The following is a 20,054-nucleotide window of genomic DNA, read 5'->3' as shown; positions in this document are numbered from 1 at the left end:
CCGGCCGCGCCCGGCGGGGTCAGCGCAGGCGCAGACCCAGCAGTGCCGCCACGACGTCGACCACCGGCACCGGGTCGGCGGCGGCCTCGACCAGGCCCGGCAGGGTGCCGGCCGCCCATGCGTCGAGGGCCTCCAGCGCGCGGGGGGCGTCCAGGTCGTCCGAGAGCGCCGCGTGCACGGCGTCCAGCACGGCGACGCCGGCGGCGGCATGCGGTCCGTCCAGGGCGGCGCGCCAGCGGGCCACCCGCGCCTGGGCGTCGGCCAGCACCTGCTCGGACCACTCCCAGTCCGACCGGTAGTGGTGCGCGAGGATCGCCGCGCGGACGGCCACCGGCTCGACGCCCCGCGCCCGCAGGCGGGAGACGAGTTCGAGGTTGCCGAGGGACTTGGACATCTTCTCGCCGTCCAGGGCCACCATGCCGGTGTGCGCGTAGGTGTGCGCGAGCGGCAGGCCGTCGACGGCGGTGGCGTGCGCGGCGGAGAACTCGTGGTGCGGGAACCGCAGGTCGGAGCCGCCGCCCTGCACCGTGAACGGCGCCGGCAGGTGGGCCCGGGAGATCACGGAGCACTCGATGTGCCAGCCGGGCCGACCGGAGCCGAGCGACCGACCGTCCCAGGCAGGCTCCCCCTCGCGGTGCACGCGCCACAGCAGCGGGTCCAGCGGGTCGCGCTTGCCGGGGCGGTCGGGATCGCCTCCCCGCTCCGGGAACACCGCGGCCATCTCGTCCAGGCCCATCGCGGAGACCTGCCCGAGGCGCCAGTCGGTCGCGGACTGGGCCGCGCGGGCGTCGAAGTAGACGTCCCCGTCGGGCTCGCCGTCGCCGCCCGGCACGCGGTAGGCCCGGCCTGCCGCCAGCATCGTCTCGACGGCGTCGACCACCAGGCCCACCGCCTCGGTCGCGCCGACGTAGTGGCCCGGGGCGAGCACCTCGAGGGCGGCCATGTCCGCACGGAACAGGTCGGTCTGCTCCTCGGCGAGCGCGCGCCAGTCGACGCCGGTCGCCTCGGCCCGCTCGAGCAGGGGGTCGTCCACGTCGGTCACGTTCTGGACGTAGGCGACCTCGAGACCGGCCGCGCGCCAGTAGCGGTGCAGCAGGTCGAAGGCCACATAGGTGCTCGCGTGGCCGAGATGCGTCGCGTCGTACGGGGTGATCCCGCAGACGTACAGCGAGGCGCGCTGGGCATCGTTGCCCGGATGCCGGGTCCGTCCCGTGGCGGTGTCGTGCAGCCGCAGCCGGTCGGGGCGGCTCGGCACGGCGGGCGGGGCGGGGGTGCTCCAGGACTTCACGGGACTCCTCAGATCGGGGTGGTTCGGCGGTGCCGGGCCCTCATGCCCGGCGGCGGGAGCGGGCTCAGGCGCTGATGACGCCCGCGCCCAGCAGGGCGAACAGGACGCCGCCCAGGAGGATGCGGTACCAGACGAACGGCAGGTACGAGTTGGTGCTGATGAAGCGCATGAGCCAGGCGATGACCGCGTAGGCCACCACGAAGGCGATCGCGGTCGCGACCAGCGTCTCCCCCATGCCGTACGGGCCCTGCGTGCCGGGATCGGTGAGCGAGGTGTACAGCTTGTACAGGCCGGAGGCGAACACGGCGGGCACCGCCAGCAGGAACGCGTAGCGGGTGGCGGCGGGCCGGGTGTAGCCCATGGCCAGGCCGGCCGCGATGGTGCCGCCGGAGCGCGAGACGCCCGGGATCAGCGCGAGGGCCTGGGCCAGGCCGTAGAGGACGCCGTCCCGCACGGTGAGCTTCTCGAGCGGCTTGGTCTGACGGCCGAGCCGGTCCGCCAGGGCGAGCAGGACGCCGAACACGATGAGCATGGTCGCCGTGATCCACAGCGACCGGAACTCCGTGTCGATCCAGTCCTGCAGCAGCAGACCCAGGACCGCGATCGGGATCGAGCCCACGATGATCAGCCAGCCCATGCGCGCATCGGGGTCCGAGTGCGGGATCCGCCCCGTGACCGCGGCGCACCACCGGCCGATGATGCGGGTGATGTCGCGCCAGAAGTAGATGAGGACCGCCAGCTCCGTGCCGAGCTGCGTGATGGCCGTGAAGGCCGCCCCCGGGTCGGTCGCGGAGGGCAGGAACTCGCCCACGATGCGGATGTGGGCGGAGGAGGAGATGGGCAGGAACTCCGTGAGGCCCTGCACCAGGCCCAGGATGATGGCTTCGATCCACGTCACGGAGGGTCACTGTACGCCACGGCCCCGGGTGGGAACCCGGGGCCGTGCGGTCCGTCACGAGCAGGACGGTCAGTCGTCGTCGTCCTCGTCGTCGAAGAGGTCGAGCGGGGTGACCTCCTCGGTGTCCGCGTACAGGGCGTCCTCGTAGGCCTCGAAGGCGTCGGCCACGGCGAAGAAGGCGGCTTCGACGGCGGGGTCGTCCTCGCCCCGCTTGTTCTGCGCGGCCACGAGGTGTTCGTTCAGGGCGGTGGTGAGGGCCTCGAGGGCCATGCGGGCGTCAGAGCTCATGGGTGAACGGTAACCCGGTGGCCGGTGACGCGGCCAGGGGTGGGCCGTGCGGGACCGGCCGCCGGACCCGACGTCGTCTGCCAGGATGGGCGGGTGCGTGAACAGCTGATGTCCTCGACCCTTGACGCGATCTCCCGCGGACAGAAGTGGGAGTACCTGGTGATGACGGTCGCCGCCCACGAGTCCCTCGCCGACGCCCGGCGGCGCCTCGTGGAGCACGCGGAGTACGGCCAATGGGAGCTGCAGCGCTCCGTGCACTACCGTGACGGGGCGCGCCGCTACTGGATGCGCCGCCGGGTGATGCGCGTGGCCTCGACCCTGCAGACGGTCTGAGGCGCGGGCGCGACGACGGCGCCCCGGCCGTCGTCGCGCCCGCGGCCCGGATCAGCGCGGCTCCAGCATCCGCTCGAGCACCCGGCAGCCGAACTCGAGCGCGTCCACGGGCACCCGCTCGTCGATGCCGTGGAACAGGGACGTGAAGGCCAGGTCGGCGGGCAGGCGCATGGGCGCGAAGCCGTAGCCGGTGATGCCCAGCCGGGAGAGGGACTTGTTGTCCGTGCCCCCGCCGAGCATGAACGGCAGCACCTGGGCCTCGGGGTCCTCCGCCTGCAGCGAGGCGATCATCAGCTCCACCAGGTCCCCGGAGAAGGGGGTCTCCAGGGCGACGTCCCGGTGCTCGGGTGCGATGGTCACGTCGGGACCGGCGAGCTCGGCGATCGTGGCGAGGGCGGACTCCTCCTCCCCGGGGATCAGGCGCACGTCCACGGTGCCGGTGGCCGAGGACGGGATGACGTTGTGCTTGTAGCCGGCGGTCAGCCCCGTCGGGTTGGACGAGGTGCGCAGGGTGCCGGCCACCCAGGAACGGGCCTGCCCGAGCGCGTCGAGCTGCGGCGTCGGGTCCGTCTCGTCGAAGTCCACGCCCATGATCTCGGCCACCTGTTCGAGCAGCGCGCGCGTGGTCTTGGTGTACACGAGCGGCCACTCGTGCCCGCCGATGCGGGTCATGGCGCCGGCCAGCCGGGTGACCGCGTTGTCCGGGTGCGGGGCCGAGCCGTGCCCGGGGGCGCCCTCCGCGGTGAGGTTGAGCCAGGCGAGCCCCTTCTCCGCGGTCTGCACGAGGTAGGCGCGCGAGCCGTGCACCTCGGTGGAGAAGCCCCCCACCTCGGAGATCGCCTCGGTGCACCCGTCGAACACCTCGGGGTGATGGTCCACGACCCAGCGTGCGCCGTAGACGCCGCCGGCCTCCTCGTCGGCGAAGAACGCGACCGTCAGGGGTCGCCGCGGCCGGCGGCCCGTGCGGGCCAGGTGCAGCAGCACCGCGAGCACCATGGCGTCCATGCCCTTCATGTCCACGGCGCCGCGCCCCCAGATCATGCCGTCCTTGAGCTCGGCGCCGAACGGGTCCACGCTCCACTCGTCCGCCTCGGCGGGGACCACGTCCGTGTGCCCGTGGATGACGAGCCCCGGCGCCTCCGGATCCCAGCCCGGCAGGTGCCCGACGACGGAGACCCGGCCCGGCGCCGACTCGAAGAAGCGGGGGGTCATCCCCGCCTCGGTCATGAGCCGGGCGCAGTACTCCGCGGCCTCAGGCTCACCGACGGAGACGTTGCCCCCGCGGTTGGTGGTGTCGATCCGGATGAGGTCGCGGCAGATCTCCACGACGCGGTCCTCGGGGCGCGAGCGGGCGGGGTTCTCGATGTTCTCGACCATGGTTTTGAGCCTAGCCCGAACCCGTGCTATCTTTCTCGAGTTGCCCGGAGCGGGACGGACCGGACAGGACCGGAACGCGGTGGGCGACGGAGCCTCTCCCAGAGCTCCACCGATGAGCGCGAGTGGCGGAATTGGTAGACGCGCAGCGTTGAGGTCGCTGTGTCCGCAAGGACGTGGGGGTTCAAGTCCCCCCTCGCGCACCGCTCGTCGAGCAGCAGGGCCCCGGTCGTCACGACCGGGGCCCTGCGTGTTCCCCGGACCGGCGTCCCCTCTAGAGTGGTGTCTGTGCGACGGCAGGCGCCGTCGGTGGAACCGCACGACGGCATGGAGGACCTGATGGCCCTGGAAGCCCCCGCACTGCTGCACCGGCTCGCGCGAGCCCACGGGGTGCAGCCCGAGTACGTCGGGCAGGACGGCTCGGCCCAGACCGTGCCGGACGAGGCCCTCGTGAAGGTGCTCGCCGCCCTCGGGGTGTCGGTCCGTCCGGACGGGGTCGCCGCTCTGGCCGAGGCGCTGGAGGAGGCGGAGACGGCCCCCTGGCGGGACGTGCTCCCGCCCACCGTGGCCGCCCGGTCCGGCCACCGCCTGTCCGTGCCGTGCCACGTGGCCGCGGGCGAGCCGGTCGTGGCCCGCGTGCGCACGGAGGACGGGCGGACCCTCGAGGTGAGCGTGAGCGAGCCGGTGTCCGAGGTCCGCCTCGTGGACGGCGTCGAACGCGAGCGCGTCCACGTTCAGATCCCCGCCGACCTCGCCCCGGGCTGGCACCGGCTGGAGGTGACCAGCGGCTCCGGCTCCACCGCCTCCGCGGTCCTGGTCTGCGCCCCGACCCGGCTGAGCACGGCGCGTCCCTTCCTCGAGCGCCGCGGCTGGGGCGCGGCCGCGCAGGGCTACTCGGTGACCTCGGCGGACTCGTGGGGCATCGGCGACGCGGCGGACATGGCGTCCCTGGCCGAGATCGTCGCCCGGCACGGTGCCGACTTCCTGCTGCTGCACCCCCTGCACGCGATCGAGCCCGGCCCCCATCCGGCGGACTCCCCCTACTCCCCCGTCTCCCGTCGGTTCCTCTCGGCGCTGGTCGTGCACGTGCCCTCGATCCCCGAGTTCGCCGACCTGCCCGCCGCGGAGCAGGCGGAGCTGCGGTCGGCCGGCGCCCGCGTCCAGGCGGAGCTGGAGCGCACCGGCCGGATCGATCGGGCCGCCGTCGCCGCCGTCCTGTGGCCCGCGCTGCGCCGCGTGCACGAGGTGCCCCGCTCCCCCGAGCGCGAGGCCGCCTACGCACGGTTCCGCGCCGAGGCCGGCCCGGGCCTGGACGACTTCGCCCTCTGGTCCGTCCTGCGGCTGGACGGCGACGGCACCGGACCCGATCTCGCCGACCCGGCCTGGGCGCCGGGCGGGGTCGAGGCGGAGCGGGTCCGCGTCGAACGCGCGACCGACGTCGACCTGCACCGCTGGGTGCAGTGGATCGCCGCCGAGCAGCTCGCCGGCGTGCAGGAGCGGGCCCGGGCGGCCGGCATGCGCATGGGCGTCATGGTGGACCTGGCAGTCGGGGCGACCCGCGAGACCGCGGACGCGTGGATGCTCGGGGACGTGCTGGTGCCGACCATGTCCGTCGGCGCGCCGCCCGAGCTGTTCAACCAGCTGGGCCAGGACTGGTCGCAGCACCCCTGGCATCCGCGCCGCCTGGCCGAGACCGGCTACGCCGCGTTCCGGGACATGCTGCGCACCGTGCTGCGCGGCGCGGGCGGCATCCGGATGGACCACGTCCTGGGGCTGTTCCGCCTGTGGTGGATCCCGGAGGGCGCCGGTGCCACCCAGGGCGCGTACGTCGAATACGACCACGAGGCGATGCTCGCCGTGCTCACGCTCGAGGCCGAGCGGGCCGGCGTCGTCGTGGTGGGCGAGGACCTCGGCACGTTCGAGCCGTGGGTGCAGCGCCGCCTGGCCGAGGCCGGCGTGCTCGGCACGTCGATCCTGTGGTTCGAACAGGAGGACGGCGAGCCCACCCCGCCGGAGCGCTACCGGCGGCTGGCCATGGCGGCGGTGAACACGCACGACCTGCCGCCCACGGCCGGTTACCTCGAGGGCGTCCAGGTGGACCTGCGCGAACGGCTGGGCCTCTACACCGTGGACGTCGCCCAGGAACGCCGCCGGTCGGCGGAGGAGGTGCGCGCGTTCCTCGCCGCCGCGGCCCGGCGCGGGCTGCTCGCCGAGGCGGACGTGGACGTCCCCGACGCCGGCCCCGAGGTGCGCGAACGCCAGATCGTGGCCCTGCACCGCCTGCTCGCGCAGGCGCCCTCGGCCCTGCACAGCGTGGCGCTCGTGGACGCCGTGGGCGAGCGGCGCATCCAGAACCAGCCCGGCACCCTCCAGGACCAGTACCCGAACTGGACTGTGCCGCTCGGCGACGGCGCCGGACGGATGGTCTCCGTCGAGGACCTGGCGGACTCGGCGTCGGCGGCCCGGCTGTTCGACGCCGTGGACGCCGAACTGCGGGCGTCCGTGCCGGTGGGGATCGGGGTCAGCCTGCACACCTCCCCCCTGGCCCAGCCCGGCCGCGGCGACGCCGGCGGCATGAACGTCTACGTGCGGCAGGCCGCCGTGGCCCTGGCCCGCCGGGGCGTGCGGATGATCCTGCTGACCCGGGCGGAGGAGCCGGTGGGAGCGGATGGCGCACGGGTCCGGATGCTGGACGCCGGCGGGCAGGCCCCGCCGGTCACGGTCGTGGACCTCGCCGCCGGGCCGTCCGCTCCCGTGCCCAAGGAGGAGCTGGCGGGACTCGGCGCCGAGTTCACCCGCGCGGCCCTGGACTGGCTCGCCTCGGACGCCGTGCCGGGCGGTCCCGTCCTCGGTGGCGCGGACGCCCCGCCCGTCGCGTTCGTGCACGGCCACTACTGGCTCTCCGGGTCCACCGCCGCGGCGCTGGCGCGGGCGGCGCACGCCCCGTACCTGCAGACCATGCACACCACGGCGGCGGCGAAGATGCTCGAGGACCCCGAGCTGCGCGAGCCGGCCGCGCGGATCGAGGCCGAGCGCGAGGTCGCCGAGCGGGCCGACCTGCTCGTGGTCAACTCCGCCGCCGAGGTCGCCGACCTGCGCGAGCTGCTGGACGTGCCCCGCGCCCGCACCCGGGTGCTGCCCCCCGGGGCCGACCTCGAGACGTTCACGCCGGAGGGCGCCGCGCAGTGGCCGGGCGCCCCGGAGGACGACGGGGCCCTGCGCGTCCTGTTCGCCGGCCGCGTGCAGCGGCACAAGGGCCCGCACCTGCTCGTGGCCGCCCTCGGGGTGCTGCGCGAGCGGGCCGGTGGCGCGGGCGCCGACCCGGGGGTGCGCCTGCACGTGAACGGGGCCGCTTCGGGGGACGACGAGCTGGACCTGGCGGGCCTGGCCGCGCGGGAGGGGGTCGCCGACCTGGTGACGTTCTCCGGGCCGGTGCCCGCGCCCGCCCTGGCCGCCCAGTTCCGGGCGGCGGACGTCGTGGCGATGCCGAGCGCGTCCGAGACCTACGGCCTGGTCGCCCTCGAGGCACAGGCCTGCGGCACGCCCGTGCTGGCGCACCGGGTCGGCGGACTGGTCTACGCGGTCCTCGACGGCGTGTCCGGCCGCCACGTGACGGCGGGCACCCCCGAGGCGTGGGCCGATGCCCTGGCCGAGATCCTGGCGGATCGTGACGCCTGGGCGGCACTGGGGACCGGCGCCGTGCGCCACGCCGCCGGTCACTCGTGGGAGGCCTACGCGGACGGGCTGCTCGAGGCCGTCACCGCCGTGCCGCGGCGGTCGCCCGGGCTGGACGCCTGACCGCCCGAACGCACCGGCCCGCCGAGACAGCGAGTCTCGGCGGGCCGGTGCGCGGGCCCGGTGGCCGTCAGGACCCGAGCGGAGTGATCTCCCCGGAGAAGTGCGGGCGCCGGCGCCGCGCATCCCAGCCGCACACGCGCGTGCCGCCGTCGGGCCCGGGCTCGTAGCGGACGGCCACGGTGGTCGGCAGCACGACGGGCGCCTCGAAGTCGATGTGCCAGCGGAACCCGGCGCCGGCCGGCTCCCGGCCCTCGAGCATCCGGGCGGCCAGGAACATCCCGTGGGCGATCGCGCCCTTCATGCCGAACAGGCGGGCCGAGACGCCGGTCAGGTGGATCGGGTTCCAGTCCCCGGAGACGCCCGCGTACCGGCGCCCGGCCCCCGTGCCGAAGCGCCACTGGGCGGTCGGCGTCGGGGGCACGAAGTCCGGGCGGGCGGGCCGCTCGGGACGCAGGCCGGAGAGGTGGACGCCCTTGGCGAGGTACCGGGAGACGCCCTCCCACAGCAGTGCCTCCCCGCCGTCGTCGCCGGGCCCCTCCACGGTCACGACGACGTCCACCGCGGTGCCCGCGTGGTGCGGGACGAGACCCACCGCACGCGCGGTGACGCGCAGGGCGGTCTCAGCCGGGACGGGCCGGTGGTGCAGGACGGTGTTGCTCAGGTGCACCAGCCCGGGCAGGGGCAGCGGGAACTCGGGGTCGGCCATCAGCTCCATGGCGGCACCGAACACCTGGGTGTGCACCAGGACCGAGGGCAGGTCCGCCGGATCCGCGGACCCGACGGCCCCGCGCCACGCGGTCACGGCCTCGGCCGGGATGCGGTGGCCGGTCACGACCACCTGACGGTCCGGCAGCTCGCGGGGACGCCGGCGGCGGACGACGGCGTCCGTGGCGGCCTGCCCGGCGGCCCGGACGTAGAGGCGGGCGAGGGAGGGCGGGGCGGACAGCTGCGTGGTCTGCATCCTCACGCCCCCAGCTTCGACTGGCCGCAGACCCGCAGCGTGGCCCCGTTGGTGCCGCCTGCGGCGTCCGAGGCGAGCCAGGCCACCGTCTCGGCCACGTCCTGCGGCAGGCCGCCCTGCTGGAGCGAGTTGAGCCTCCGGCCCACCTCGCGCGTGGCGAGCGGGATCTTCGCGGTCATCTCGGTCTCGATGAAGCCCGGGGCCACCGCGTTGATCGTGCCCCCGCGGGCCGCGAGGACCGGGGCGGACGCCGCGGTCAGGCCGATGACCCCGGCCTTCGAGGCCGCGTAGTTCGTCTGGCCGCGGTTGCCCGCGATGCCGGAGATGGAGGCCAGGCCCACGATGCGCAGCCCCTGACCCGCCACGTCCCGGGCGTCCTCGGCGAGGAACGCCTCGTTCATGGCCAGCTGGGCCGTGGTGTTCACGGCGAGGACGGAGTCCCAGCGTGCGGCGTCCATGTTGGCCAGCATCCGGTCCCGGGTGATCCCGGCGTTGTGCACCACCGCGTCCATCCGGCCGTGCCGGGTGCGGCAGTGCTCGAGGATGCGGGCGCCGGCGTCCGGCGCCGTGATGTCCAGGGCCAGCGCGGTGCCGCCCACCTCGTTCACAACCTCGGCCAGCGCCTCGCCCGCCGCCGGGACGTCCACACCGACGACGACGGCCCCGTCGCGGGCGAGCGTCCGAACGATAGCGGCGCCGATGCCGCGGGCGGCACCCGTGACCACGGCCACCTTGCCGGCCAGCGGGCGCGCCGCGTCGGCGGGGACCGCGCCGTCGGCGGTGGCGACGGGCACGAACTGGCCGGAGACGTACGCCGCACGGCCGGAGAGCAGGAACGCCAGCGCGCCGGCCGCACCGGGGGCGGTGAGCGGCACACCCTCGCCCAGGACCAGGCCGTTGGCCGTGCCGCCGCGACGCATCTCGTGCGCGATGGAGCGGGTCAGGCCCGTCACGCCCTGGCGGGCGGCGCGCAGGGTCGGGTCCGTGGCGGCCTCGGGGTCCTCGAACACGGTCACCACGCGCGAGGAGGAGCCCAGCGAGCGCAGCGCGCCGCCGATCTCCAGCGCCACCGCGCCGAGGTCCGCGGGCGTGGCGACCCCGTCGAAGCACGCGACGATCGCCGCGTGGCGGGCGCCCTCCCGGGGGGCGTCGGCGACCTCGAGGCCCCACGAGGCCAAGAGGGTGCGGGCGTCCGCGGCTGCGGGGGTCGCGCCCAGGACGAGAACGGAGCCGGGCAGCACGGGGTCGCCGGGGGTGTGCCGGCGCAGCTCGACGGGCTGAGGCAGGCCCAGGGCGCCGGTGAGGCGGCGGCCCAGGGGCGAGGCGACGAAGGTGCCGTAACGGTCGGTCATGGTCGGTCCTCTCGGGTCGGGTCGGTCGGGGCTCAGCGGCCGCGGAGCAGGGCGACGATGCCCTGGCCGCCGGCGGCACAGACGGAGATGAGGCCGAGGGAGCCCTCCCCCTTCTCGTGCAGCATCTTGGCCAGCAGGGCGACGATGCGGCCGCCGGTCGCGGCGAAGGGGTGACCCGCCGCCAACGAGGAGCCGTGCACGTTGAGCCGGGCGCGGTCCACCGAGCCCAGCGCACCCGGCAGCCCGAGGCGCTCGCGGCAGTACTCCTCGTCCTCCCAGGCGGCGAGGGTGGACAGGACGGTGCCGGCGAACGCCTCGTGGATCTCCACGAAGTCGAGGTCGTCGAGGGTGAGCCCGTGCCGGGCCAGCAGGCGCGGGACGGCGTAGGCCGGGGCCATGAGCAGGCCCTCGTGCCCGTCGACGAAGTCCACGGCGGCGTTCTCCATGTCCACGAACTCGGCGAGCACGGGAAGCCCGCGCTCGGCGGCCCACTCCTCGGAGGAGAGCAGCACCGCGGAGGCGCCGTCGGTGAGCGGGGTGGAGTTGGCGGCCGTCATGGTCGCCTCGTCCCCCAGCTGGCGACCGAACGCGGGCTTCAGGCCGGCCAGCTTCTCCGGCGTGGAGTCGGGGCGGAGGTTGTTGTCGCGGGCCAGGCCGTGGAACGGGGTCACCAGATCGTCCATGTACCCGGCGGCGTACGCGGCGCCGAGGTTCCGGTGGGAGGCCGCGGCGAGCTCGTCCTGGGCCTGACGGGTGATGCCCCACTTGTGGGTGGTCAGGGCCTGGTGCTCGCCCATGGACATGCCGGTGCGCGGCTCGCCCGCACCGGCCGGCTCGGGCACGAGCTGCCCGGGGCGCAGCTGGGCGAGGGCGCGCAGGCGGTCCTTCATGGTCTTGGCGGTGTTCAGCTGCAGCAGCACGCGGCGCGCACCGTCGGAGAGCGAGACGGGTGCGTCCGAGATCGAGTCCACGCCGCCGCCGATGGCGGAGTCGAGCTGACCGAGCCGGATCTTGTTGGCCAGGGTGCCCAGGGCCTCCATGCCGGTGGCGCAGGCCACCTGGACGTCGGCGGCCGGGGTCGCGGCGGAGAGCGCGGAGCCCAGGACGGCCTCGCGGGTGAGGTTGAAGTTGCGCGGGTGCTTGAGGACGGCGCCGGCGGTGACCTGACCGAGGCGCTCGCCCTGGAGCCCGAACCGCGCGACGAGGCCGTCGAGCGTGGCCGTGAGCATCTCCTGGTTCCCGACCTCGGCATAGGCGGTGTTGGCACGGGCGAAGGGGATGCGGTTGCCGCCCAGGATGACGGCGGGGCGCAGCGCTCCACCGGCGACGGCGGGGCGGGAGGCGGTCTCGGACGCGGGGGTCTCGTGGTGGGTCATGACGGTCCTCTCGACGGCGGGCCCACCGCCGACGCGGCGGGGGCGTTGTCACCCCGGACGATACGGACGATACGGACGTCGGCGGGGTGGGTGACTGTGATCCACAGTACCTGATACGCTCGGTTTCGTGAATCCCGTCACGTCCACCGCCCGGGACGGTCGCAGCGTCCGCTGGGACCGGCACCGCGCCGAGCGCCGTCTGGAACTGGTCCGGGCCGCCCGGTCGGCCGTGCACGCCCTGGGCGCACACGCCTCGATGGAGGAGATCGCGTCCCACGCGGGCACCTCCAAGACCGTCTACTACCGCTATTTCGGCGACCGCGAGGGCCTGCGCCTGGCGGTGTCCGAGCGGGTCACCGCCCACATGGAGCGCCGCCTGCTCGAGGTCGCGGACGAACCGGTCTCCGAACCCGAGGCGCTGCGTCGCATGGTCGAGGTGTACCTCACGGTCGCGGCGACGTCGCCCGAGGTGTACGCGTTCGCCGTCGCCCCGTCCCCCGCCGCGGCCGAGGCCCCTGTGCTGGGCCCGTTCCTCGAGCGCGTCTACGCCATGCTCGAGTCGGGCCTGGCGCGCGGGATGGCCGCGCGGGGCCACGCCCCGGCGCCGGCGGACCCGCTCGCCCTGTGGCCGCGCGCCGCCGTCGGCCTCGTCCGGGCCGCCGCCGAGACCTGGCTGCGGACCCCGGCCGCCGGTCGCATCCCGGTCGAGGCGATGGCCCGCGCCATCGCCGACTGGCTGCTCACCGGCCTCATCGGCGCCGCGCCCGGCGCCGCCCTCGAACCCGCGGCGGCGGACGCCGTCCGCGCCCGCCCCCACTCACGAACAGGAGCATCGTCATGACCGTCCACGAGAAGCTCGCCCCCCAGTCCTCGACGCCCAGCACCGAGGTTCCCTCCGACGTCGCCGAGATCGCGCCCGAGCGGCCGACGCCCGGCTCCCTCGACGCCGCGGCCCTCGAGGAGGCCCTCCTCGGCCGCTGGGCCGCGGAGCGCCGCGAATCCCGCGAACTGGTCAAGGATCCCGCCCTGTGGCGCGACCCGCTGCTCGGCATGGACGAGCACCGCGCCCGCGTCCTGCGGCAGCTGGGCGTCCTCGTGGAGCGCAACGCGGTCCACCGCGCCTTCCCGCGCGAGTTCGGCGGCGAGGACAACCACGGCGGCAACCTCGCCGCCTTCGGTGACCTCGTGCTCGCCGACCCCTCCCTGCAGATCAAGGCCGGTGTGCAGTGGGGCCTGTTCAGCTCGGCGATCCTGCACCTGGGCACCGCGGAGCACCACCGCCGGTGGCTGCCGGGCGCGATGGACCTGAGCGTCCCGGGCGCCTTCGCCATGACCGAGATCGGGCACGGCTCGGACGTCGCCTCGATCGCGACGACCGCCACGTACGACGAGGCGACCCAGGAGTTCGTCATCCACACCCCGTTCAAGGGCGCCTGGAAGGACTACCTCGGCAACGCCGCGCTGCACGGCAGGGCGGCCACGGTCTTCGCGCAGCTGATCACCCGGGGCGTCAACCACGGCGTGCACTGCTTCTACGTCCCCATCCGGGACGAGGAGGGCGCCTTCCTGCCCGGCGTGGGCGGCGAGGACGACGGCCTCAAGGGCGGACTGAACGGCATCGACAACGGCCGTCTGCACTTCACTCAGGTCCGCATCCCGCGCACCAACCTCCTCAACCGCTACGGCGACGTGGCCGAGGACGGCACCTACTCCTCGCCCATCGCCTCCCCCGGGCGTCGCTTCTTCACGATGCTCGGCACGCTCGTCCAGGGCCGCGTCTCCCTGTCCCTCGCCGCCACCACGGCCTCCTTCCTCGGCCTGCACGGTGCGCTGGCCTACGCGGAGCAGCGCCGCCAGTTCAAGGCCTCCGACCCGCAGCGGGAGGAGGTGCTGCTGGACTACCAGAACCACCAGCGCCGCCTCATCGACCGCCTGGCCCGCGCCTACGCGGACGCCTTCGCCTCCAACGAGCTCGTCGAGAAGTTCGACGACGTCTTCTCGGGCCGCTCCGACACGGACGTGGACCGGCAGGAGCTCGAGACGCTCGCCGCGGCCGTGAAGCCGCTGACCACGTGGCACGCCCTGGACACCCTGCAGGAGGCCCGCGAGGCGTGCGGCGGCGCCGGGTTCCTCGCCGAGAACCGGGTGGCCCAGATGCGCGCCGACCTGGACGTGTACGTCACGTTCGAGGGCGACAACACGGTGCTCCTGCAGCTCGTGGGCAAGCGTCTGCTGACCGACTACTCGAAGGAGTTCGGACGTCTCAATGTGGGCGCCGTCTCCCGCTACGTGGTCCATCAGGCCTCGGACGCCCTCCACCGTGCGGGCCTGCACAAGGCCGTCCAGTCCGTGGCCGACGGCGGGTCCGAGCGCCGCTCGGCGAACTGGTTCAAGGACCCCGCCGTCCAGCATGAGCTGCTCACCGAGCGCGTCCGTGCCAAGACCGCCGACATCGCCGGCACCCTCTCGGGGGCCCGGGGCAAGGGCCAGGCGGCGCAGGCGGAGGCGTTCAACACGCGCCAGCACGAGCTCATCGAGGCCGCCCGCAACCACGGCGAGCTTCTGCAGTGGGAGGCCTTCACCCGCGCCCTGGAGGGCATCACGGATGAGACCACGAAGACCGTCCTGACGTGGCTGCGCGACCTGTTCGCGCTGCGCCTCATCGAGGACGACCTCGGCTGGTTCGTGGCCCACGGCCGCGTCTCGAGCCAGCGCGCCCGGGCCCTGCGCGGCTACGTCAACCGGCTGGCCGAGCGGCTGCGCCCCTTCGCCCTCGAGCTCGTCGAGTCGTTCGGCCTCGAGCCCGAGCACCTGCGCATGGCGGTGGCCACGGACGCCGAGACCCAGCGCCAGGAGGAGGCCCACGCCTGGTTCACGGCCCGCCGGGCCGCCGGCGAGGAGCCGGAGGATGAGAAGGCCGTGCGCGCCCGCGAGAAGGCGGCGCGGGGTCGCCGCGGCTGACCGTGGCCGTCCCCGGACGCACACGGGCCCCCGTCACCTCGCGGTGGCGGGGGCCCGTGTGCGTGGTCGGGCGGGCTCAGCGCAGCACGGCCTCGTAGACCTCGATCGTGCGCTCCGCGATGGTCTCCCACGAGAAGTGCTCGATCGCGCGGGCCCGGCCGGCCTCACCCATCGCGCGGGCGCGCTCCGGGTCCTCCACGACGCGGGTGAGCGCGGCCGCGAAGTCGGCGGCGAACCTCTCCTCGTCCACGGGCGCCCCCGTGCCGTCGTCGACCTGCTCGAAGGGGACGAGCAGGCCGGTCTCGCCGTCCTGCACGACCTCCGGGATGCCGCCCACGGCGGAGGCGACGACGGCGGTGCCGCACGCCATCGCCTCGAGGTTGACGATGCCCAGCGGCTCGTAGACCGAGGGGCAGGCGAACACGGTGGCGGCCGTGAGGATCTCCATCACCTCGTGGCGCGGGATCATCCCCTCGATCACGACGACGCCCTGGCGGGTGCGCCGCAGCTCGGAGATCAACTCGTTCACCTCGTGCGCCAGCTCCGCGGTGTCCGGGGCGCCCACGCACAGCACGAGCTGGACGTCCTCCGGCAGCCGCAGGGCCGCACGGAGCAGGTGGGGCACGCCCTTCTGGCGCGTGATGCGGCCGACGAACGCGACGGAGGGCTTGTCCGGGTCGATTCCGTACTTCTCCAGTGCGGCGGTGCCGGTCTGCGGGGTCCAGACCTGCGTGTCGATGCCGTTGTGGACCGTGTGCACCTTCGCCGGGTCCACGTCCGGGTAGCAGGCCAGGATGTCCCGGCGCATGCCGTCCGAGACCGCGATGACCGCGTCCGCCCCGAGGTACGCCGTGCGCTCGGCCCAGCTGGACAGGGCGTAGCCGCCGCCGAGCTGCTCCGCCTTCCAGGGGCGCAGCGGCTCGAGGGAGTGCGCGGAGAGGACGTGGGGGGTCTGGTGCAGGAGCTTGCCGAGGTGGCCGGCCAGGTTGGCGTACCAGGTGTGGGAGTGGATGACGTCGGCGCCCTCGAGGTCGCCGAGGATCGTGAGGTCGGTGGCCAGGGTCTGCACGGCCCCGTTGGCGGCGTCGAACCCGGGCGGGTTCGGGTACGTCAGGACGCGGGCCCCGTGGTAGTCCGGGTCGCGCGGCGCGCCGAAGGCGTGCACGCGGACGTCGGCGCGGGAGGCCAGGACACGGGTCAGCTCGGCGACGTGGACGCCGGCACCGCCGTAGATGGACGGGGGGAACTCTTTGCTCACGATGTCGATGCGCACGCCCCCAACCTAGTTCAGCCCGGCGGGGGTCGATAGTCTGGCGGCACGGATGCCCCGCACGCCCCGAGCACGCGTGCGGGTCGCGACGACCCGGCTCACGAGGAGTGACACAGATGGTGCAGAAGAAGGTCCTCTCGGTCGTGCTGGCGGGCGGTGAGGGCAAGCGCCTGATGCCGCTGACGGCCGACCGTGCCAAGCCGGCCGTCCCGTTCGGCGGCACGTACCGCCTCATCGACTTCGCGCTCTCCAACCTGGTCAACAGCCGGTACCGCGAGATCGTGGTGCTGACGCAGTACAAGTCGCACTCGCTGGACCGCCACATCTCCGAGACGTGGCGGATGTCCACGCTCCTGAACAACTACGTTGCCTCCGTGCCGGCGCAGCAGCGCCGGGGCAAGGACTGGTTCACGGGCAGCGCGAACGCCATCTACCAGTCCATGAACCTGATCCACGACGCACGGCCGGACATCGTCGTCGTCATCGGCGCGGACCACGTCTACCACATGGACTTCCAGCAGATGGTGGACCAGCACATCGCCTCGGGCGCCAAGGCGACCGTGGCCGCGGTGCGCCAGCCGCTCGAGCTGGCCTCCTCGTTCGGGGTGATCGAGACGGACCCGCAGGACAGGACGCGGATCGCGGCGTTCGTGGAGAAGCCGGAGACGACCCCCGGCCTGCCGGACGACCCCACGCAGTTCCTGGCCTCGATGGGCAACTACGTGTTCGACACGGACGCCCTCGTGGCGGCGCTGAACCAGGACGAGGAGAACCCCGAGTCGAACAACGACATGGGCGGAGACATCATCCCGCTGTTCGTGGAGCGCGGCGAGGCCGGGGTGTACGACTTCACCGCCAACGAGGTGCCCGGCGGCACGGCCGGCAAGCACTACTGGCGGGACGTCGGCACCCTGGACTCCTACTACGACGCGCACATGGACCTGGTGCAGCCGTGGCCGGAGTTCAACCTCTACAACCGCGAGTGGCCGCTCTACACCCGCCAGTCCGTCTCCCCGCCGGCCAAGCTCGTGCGCTCGTCCACCCGCCGCCCCGGCTCGGCGAACGACTCGATCCTCTCCCAGGGCGTGGTCATCTCCGGCGGCACCGTGGCCCAGTCCGTGCTCTCCACGGACGTGCGCGTGCACAACGAGGCGTGGGTGGAGCAGTCGGTGCTGCTGGACTCCGTCGTGATCGGCGAGGGGGCCCACGTGCGCAACGCGATCCTGGACAAGAACGTGGTCGTGCCCCCGGGCGCGCGCATCGGCTTCGACCGGGCGGAGGACGAGGCGAACGGCTACACCGTGACAGAATCCGGCCTGACGGTGCTCTCCAAGGGCCAGCCCGTCCCGACGCCGCACTGACGCGGCCCCGGGCCGCCGGTCCCGGACCACCGCCGACGCGCGGGCACGCCGCGGTGTGTCCGCGCGTCGCCGTCCCCGCTGGATCCCCGACCGGAGGCTCGCCTTGACCGACACCACCCCCGACCTCGACGCCACCAACGTCACCCGCGCGGAGGCCGCGGACCGCTCCCGCCTGCTCACGGTGCAGGACTACGTCGTGGACGTGGACCTCTCCGACGCCCGGGACGCCGCGGCCGACACCTATCCGGTCCGCACCGTGATCCGCTTCGCGTGCGCTGAGCCGGGCGTGCAGACCCACCTGGACTGGATCCACGGCGGCGTGGAGTCGGTGACCCTCAACGGCACGACGCTGGACCTGACCGAGGTCGTGGGCCAGGCCCGGGTTCTGCTGCCCGACCTGGCGGCGCAGAACGTGGTGGAGCTGGTCGGCCGGTCCGTGTACTCCCGGTCGGGCGAGGGCCTGCACCGCTTCACGGACCCCGCCGACGGCGAGGTCTACCTCTACACCCAGTACGAGCCCGCCGACGCGCGCCGCGTGTTCCCGGACTTCGAGCAGCCGGACCTCAAGGCCGCCTTCACCTTCTCCCTCACCGGACCCGAGGACTGGGTGCTGGCCTCGAACCGGCCGGAGGTGTCCCGGACGCCGGCCGGGGACGGTGTCGTCCGGGTGGAGTTCGCCCCGACGCTCCCCCAGTCCACCTACATCACGACGCTGCTCGCCGGCCCCTATGCGCAGTGGGAGGACGCCTGGGACGGTCACCCGGCCAGCGGCGCGCAGGCCGTGCCGCTGCGGCTGTTCACCCGGCGCACGATGGCCGACGCGTTCGACCCCGAGGCCGTGTTCGACGTGACCAAGCGGGGGCTGACGTTCTTCCACGACCTCTTCGGCGTCGCGTACCCGTGGGGCAAGTACGACCAGGCGTTCGTGCCCGAGTACAACCTCGGCGCCATGGAGAACCCGGGCCTCGTGACCTTCACCGAGGACTTCGTGTTCACCTCGCGGGCCACCGCGGTCCAGTACGAGGGCCGGGCCAACGTGATCCTGCACGAGATGGCGCACATGTGGTTCGGCGACCTCGTGACGATGCACTGGTGGGACGACCTGTGGCTCAAGGAGTCGTTCGCGGACTACATGGGCGCCCTCGGCGTGGACGAGGCCACCGACTTCCGGACCGCATGGGTGACCTTCGCGTCCCGCCGCAAGGCCTGGGCGTACGTGCAGGACCAGATGCCGACGACACACCCCATCGTCGCGGACATCGTCGACCTCGAGGCCGCCCGTCAGAACTTCGACGGCATCACCTACGCCAAGGGCGCCTCCGTGCTCAAGCAGCTGGCCGCCTACGTGGGCCGGGACGCGTTCCTCGACGCCGCACACCGCTACTTCGCCGCCCACGCGTGGGGCAACGCCTCCCTCGACGACTTCATGGCCGCGCTCGAGGCCGCCTCGGGGCGGGACATGCGCGGGTGGGCGGACGCGTGGCTGCACACCTCCGGCGTGCCCCGGCTGCGGGTCGACGTCGACGGCGACGCCCCGGTGCTGCGCCAGGAGGGCGCGGACCCGGTCACGGGCGGGCCGATCCTCCGCCCGCACGTGCTGAAGGTCGGCGTCTTCATGCCCGGGCAGGACGGCGTCCTGCGCCGCACCGCCCAGGTCACCGCCGATGTGCCGGGTGGGGCGGAGGGCGCGGCCGTGCCCCTGCCGGACCTCGAGGTCCCCGGGGGCGTCCGCCTCGTGCTGCCCAACGACGAGGACCTCACCTACGCCGCCGTCGCGCTCGATGCGGGGTCGCTGCGCGCGGCCCTGACCCACCCCATCGCGGACCCGCTCGCGGAGGCCACCGTGTGGGCCGCCCTGTGGTCGATGACCCGCGACGGCGAGCTGCCGGTCGCCCGGTTCCTCGACGCGGTGGCGACGCTGTCCGCGCGGATCGCGACCGTGGGCGTGCACGCGCAGGTACTGGCGCAGGCCGCCGCGGCCGTGGGCCAGTACGCCCGCGCCGAGGACCGGGACGCGCTGCGCGCTCTGGTGGGCGAGGTGCTGGCCGAACAGACCCGGACGCTCGAGGCCGGCTCCGACCGCCAGCGCACCGCGGCCCGCACGTGGGCGACGCTGGCGCGGGCCGACGTCGGGATGGCCGCGGCCCTCGAGGCCGCCCTGCTCGGCGAGGACGCGGCGACGTCGGCGCCGGGCCTGGCGATCGACGCGGAGCTGCGCTGGCTCGTGCTCCAGGCCCTCGCCGCGACCGGCCGGGCCGACCAGGACCGCCTGGACGCGGAGCTCGAGGCCGGCCGCACCGCCCAGACGGTCACGTGGCATCGCCTCGCCACGGCCGCCCGCCCCGATGCCGAGGTCAAGGCCGCGGCGTGGGAGGCGGTCATGTCCGGTCGCACGGCCACTGGCACGGAGCTGTCCAACGACCTGCTCTCGGCCACGGCGGCCGGCTTCGCCGCGGGCGAGGTCGAGCTCCTCGCCCCCTACGAGTCCGGCTTCTGGCCGCGCCTGACCTCGGTGTGGGCCTCACGATCCAACGGGCTGGCCTCGCGCGCGATCGGCGGGCTGTTCCCGGGCCGCCAGGACGCGGTGGCCGGCGACGCGGACGCGCAGGAGTCGCACCCGACGCTGGCCGCGGCCCAGCGCTGGCTGGACGAGCACCCCGACGCCCCGGGGGCCCTACGGCGCCTGGTCGTGGAGCACACGGACGCCCTGCGGCGGTCCCTGCGCGTGCAGGCGGCGCAGCCGGCGGGCTGAGCCGCCGGCCCGGTCCAGCCCGGAGTGGTCACGACACGCCGC

The 20,054-nt window shown here is 74.3% G+C and carries 14 protein-coding genes and 1 tRNA gene; 7 read left to right on the top strand and 8 right to left on the bottom strand.

The features are described 5' to 3' along the window. Window positions 1–19 precede the first annotated feature (19 nt). From mshC to ACUW6W_RS04425, 3 genes are all read right to left on the bottom strand, one after another. Window positions 20–1,288, bottom strand: coding sequence for a cysteine--1-D-myo-inosityl 2-amino-2-deoxy-alpha-D-glucopyranoside ligase (gene mshC, locus ACUW6W_RS04435; RefSeq protein ID WP_454179855.1), 1,269 nt, complete (start codon window positions 1,286–1,288; stop codon window positions 20–22). A 64-nt stretch (window positions 1,289–1,352) separates the two neighbouring features. Beyond that, window positions 1,353–2,186 (bottom strand): undecaprenyl-diphosphate phosphatase, encoded by an 834-nt coding sequence (locus ACUW6W_RS04430; RefSeq protein ID WP_454179854.1) that lies wholly within the window; start codon window positions 2,184–2,186, stop codon window positions 1,353–1,355. Between the two features lie 69 nt (window positions 2,187–2,255). Then, complete coding sequence (locus ACUW6W_RS04425) at window positions 2,256–2,474, bottom strand: hypothetical protein (protein WP_036315190.1); 219 nt, start codon at window positions 2,472–2,474, stop codon at window positions 2,256–2,258. Between the two features lie 93 nt (window positions 2,475–2,567). Between ACUW6W_RS04425 and ACUW6W_RS04420 the strand changes: the two genes are divergently transcribed. Beyond that, window positions 2,568–2,807 carry a DUF5703 family protein gene (locus ACUW6W_RS04420; protein WP_036384809.1) on the top strand — a complete coding sequence of 80 codons (240 nt, stop codon included), beginning with the start codon at window positions 2,568–2,570 and terminating at the stop codon, window positions 2,805–2,807. A gap of 51 nt (window positions 2,808–2,858) precedes the next feature. On the opposite strand, the gene ACUW6W_RS04415 is transcribed toward ACUW6W_RS04420, so the two are convergent. Next, complete coding sequence (locus ACUW6W_RS04415) at window positions 2,859–4,184, bottom strand: M20/M25/M40 family metallo-hydrolase (protein ID WP_036384810.1); 1,326 nt, start codon at window positions 4,182–4,184, stop codon at window positions 2,859–2,861. 116 nt (window positions 4,185–4,300) lie between these two features. On the opposite strand from ACUW6W_RS04415, the gene ACUW6W_RS04410 reads away from it, so the two are divergent. After that, window positions 4,301–4,384: transfer RNA gene (locus ACUW6W_RS04410), tRNA-Leu, on the top strand. A gap of 85 nt (window positions 4,385–4,469) precedes the next feature. Beyond that, window positions 4,470–7,979 (top strand): 4-alpha-glucanotransferase, encoded by a 3,510-nt coding sequence (gene malQ, locus ACUW6W_RS04405; protein WP_101965456.1) that lies wholly within the window; start codon window positions 4,470–4,472, stop codon window positions 7,977–7,979. Between the two features lie 67 nt (window positions 7,980–8,046). Here the strand turns inward: malQ and ACUW6W_RS04400 are convergent, their stop codons facing one another. From ACUW6W_RS04400 to ACUW6W_RS04390, 3 genes are read right to left on the bottom strand one after another with little or no spacing between them, the layout of a single operon-like run. Further along, a complete protein-coding gene (locus ACUW6W_RS04400; RefSeq protein WP_144819790.1) occupies window positions 8,047–8,940 on the bottom strand; it encodes a MaoC/PaaZ C-terminal domain-containing protein in 894 nt (297 codons plus the stop codon). Window positions 8,941–8,942: 2 nt separating this feature from the next. After that, on the bottom strand, window positions 8,943–10,292 hold the full coding sequence (locus ACUW6W_RS04395) for a 3-oxoacyl-ACP reductase (RefSeq protein ID WP_144819784.1): 1,350 nt from the start codon (window positions 10,290–10,292) through the stop codon (window positions 8,943–8,945). Window positions 10,293–10,324: 32 nt separating this feature from the next. Further along, a complete protein-coding gene (locus ACUW6W_RS04390; protein WP_036315208.1) occupies window positions 10,325–11,668 on the bottom strand; it encodes an acetyl-CoA C-acetyltransferase in 1,344 nt (447 codons plus the stop codon). Between the two features lie 127 nt (window positions 11,669–11,795). On the opposite strand from ACUW6W_RS04390, the gene ACUW6W_RS04385 reads away from it, so the two are divergent. Together ACUW6W_RS04385 and ACUW6W_RS04380 are read left to right on the top strand one after the other, a co-directional pair. Beyond that, complete coding sequence (locus tag ACUW6W_RS04385; protein WP_036315211.1) at window positions 11,796–12,509, top strand: TetR/AcrR family transcriptional regulator; 714 nt, start codon at window positions 11,796–11,798, stop codon at window positions 12,507–12,509. After that, window positions 12,506–14,629, top strand: coding sequence for an acyl-CoA dehydrogenase family protein (locus ACUW6W_RS04380; protein ID WP_044658927.1), 2,124 nt, complete (start codon window positions 12,506–12,508; stop codon window positions 14,627–14,629). Before ACUW6W_RS04385 ends, ACUW6W_RS04380 begins: the two co-directional genes overlap by 4 nt. Before the next feature lie 76 nt (window positions 14,630–14,705). Here ACUW6W_RS04380 and glgA read toward each other — a convergent pair whose 3' ends face one another. Next, window positions 14,706–15,902, bottom strand: a complete 1,197-nt coding sequence (gene glgA / locus ACUW6W_RS04375; protein ID WP_044658928.1) for a glycogen synthase — start codon at window positions 15,900–15,902, stop codon at window positions 14,706–14,708. A 113-nt stretch (window positions 15,903–16,015) separates the two neighbouring features. Here glgA and glgC point away from each other — a divergent pair, with 113 nt between their 5' ends. Further along, entirely contained in the window at window positions 16,016–17,260 is a 1,245-nt protein-coding gene (gene glgC / locus ACUW6W_RS04370) for a glucose-1-phosphate adenylyltransferase (protein ID WP_044658929.1), read from the top strand. Window positions 17,261–17,363: 103 nt separating this feature from the next. Next, window positions 17,364–20,012, top strand: coding sequence for an aminopeptidase N (gene pepN / locus ACUW6W_RS04365; protein ID WP_134377169.1), 2,649 nt, complete (start codon window positions 17,364–17,366; stop codon window positions 20,010–20,012). Window positions 20,013–20,054 lie beyond the last annotated feature (42 nt).

The sequence above is a fragment of the Micrococcus sp. 093350064-1 genome, from assembly GCF_053627955.1.
Note: the sequence above shows the minus strand (reverse complement) of the source record. Positions and strands in the feature narration are given on the sequence as shown.

Excerpts from the sequence above, each read along its gene's own strand:
- ACUW6W_RS04395 (WP_144819784.1), bottom strand. The coding sequence starts at position 10,292 with ATGACCGACCGTTACGGCACCTTCGTCGCCTCGCCCCTGGGCCGCCGC.
- ACUW6W_RS04380 (WP_044658927.1), top strand. The coding sequence starts at position 12,506 with ATGACCGTCCACGAGAAGCTCGCCCCCCAGTCCTCGACGCCCAGCACC.
- ACUW6W_RS04415 (WP_036384810.1), bottom strand. The coding sequence starts at position 4,184 with ATGGTCGAGAACATCGAGAACCCCGCCCGCTCGCGCCCCGAGGACCGC.
- glgC (WP_044658929.1), top strand. The coding sequence starts at position 16,016 with ATGGTGCAGAAGAAGGTCCTCTCGGTCGTGCTGGCGGGCGGTGAGGGC.
- ACUW6W_RS04425 (WP_036315190.1), bottom strand. The coding sequence starts at position 2,474 with ATGAGCTCTGACGCCCGCATGGCCCTCGAGGCCCTCACCACCGCCCTG.
- ACUW6W_RS04390 (WP_036315208.1), bottom strand. The coding sequence starts at position 11,668 with ATGACCCACCACGAGACCCCCGCGTCCGAGACCGCCTCCCGCCCCGCC.
- ACUW6W_RS04400 (WP_144819790.1), bottom strand. The coding sequence starts at position 8,940 with ATGCAGACCACGCAGCTGTCCGCCCCGCCCTCCCTCGCCCGCCTCTAC.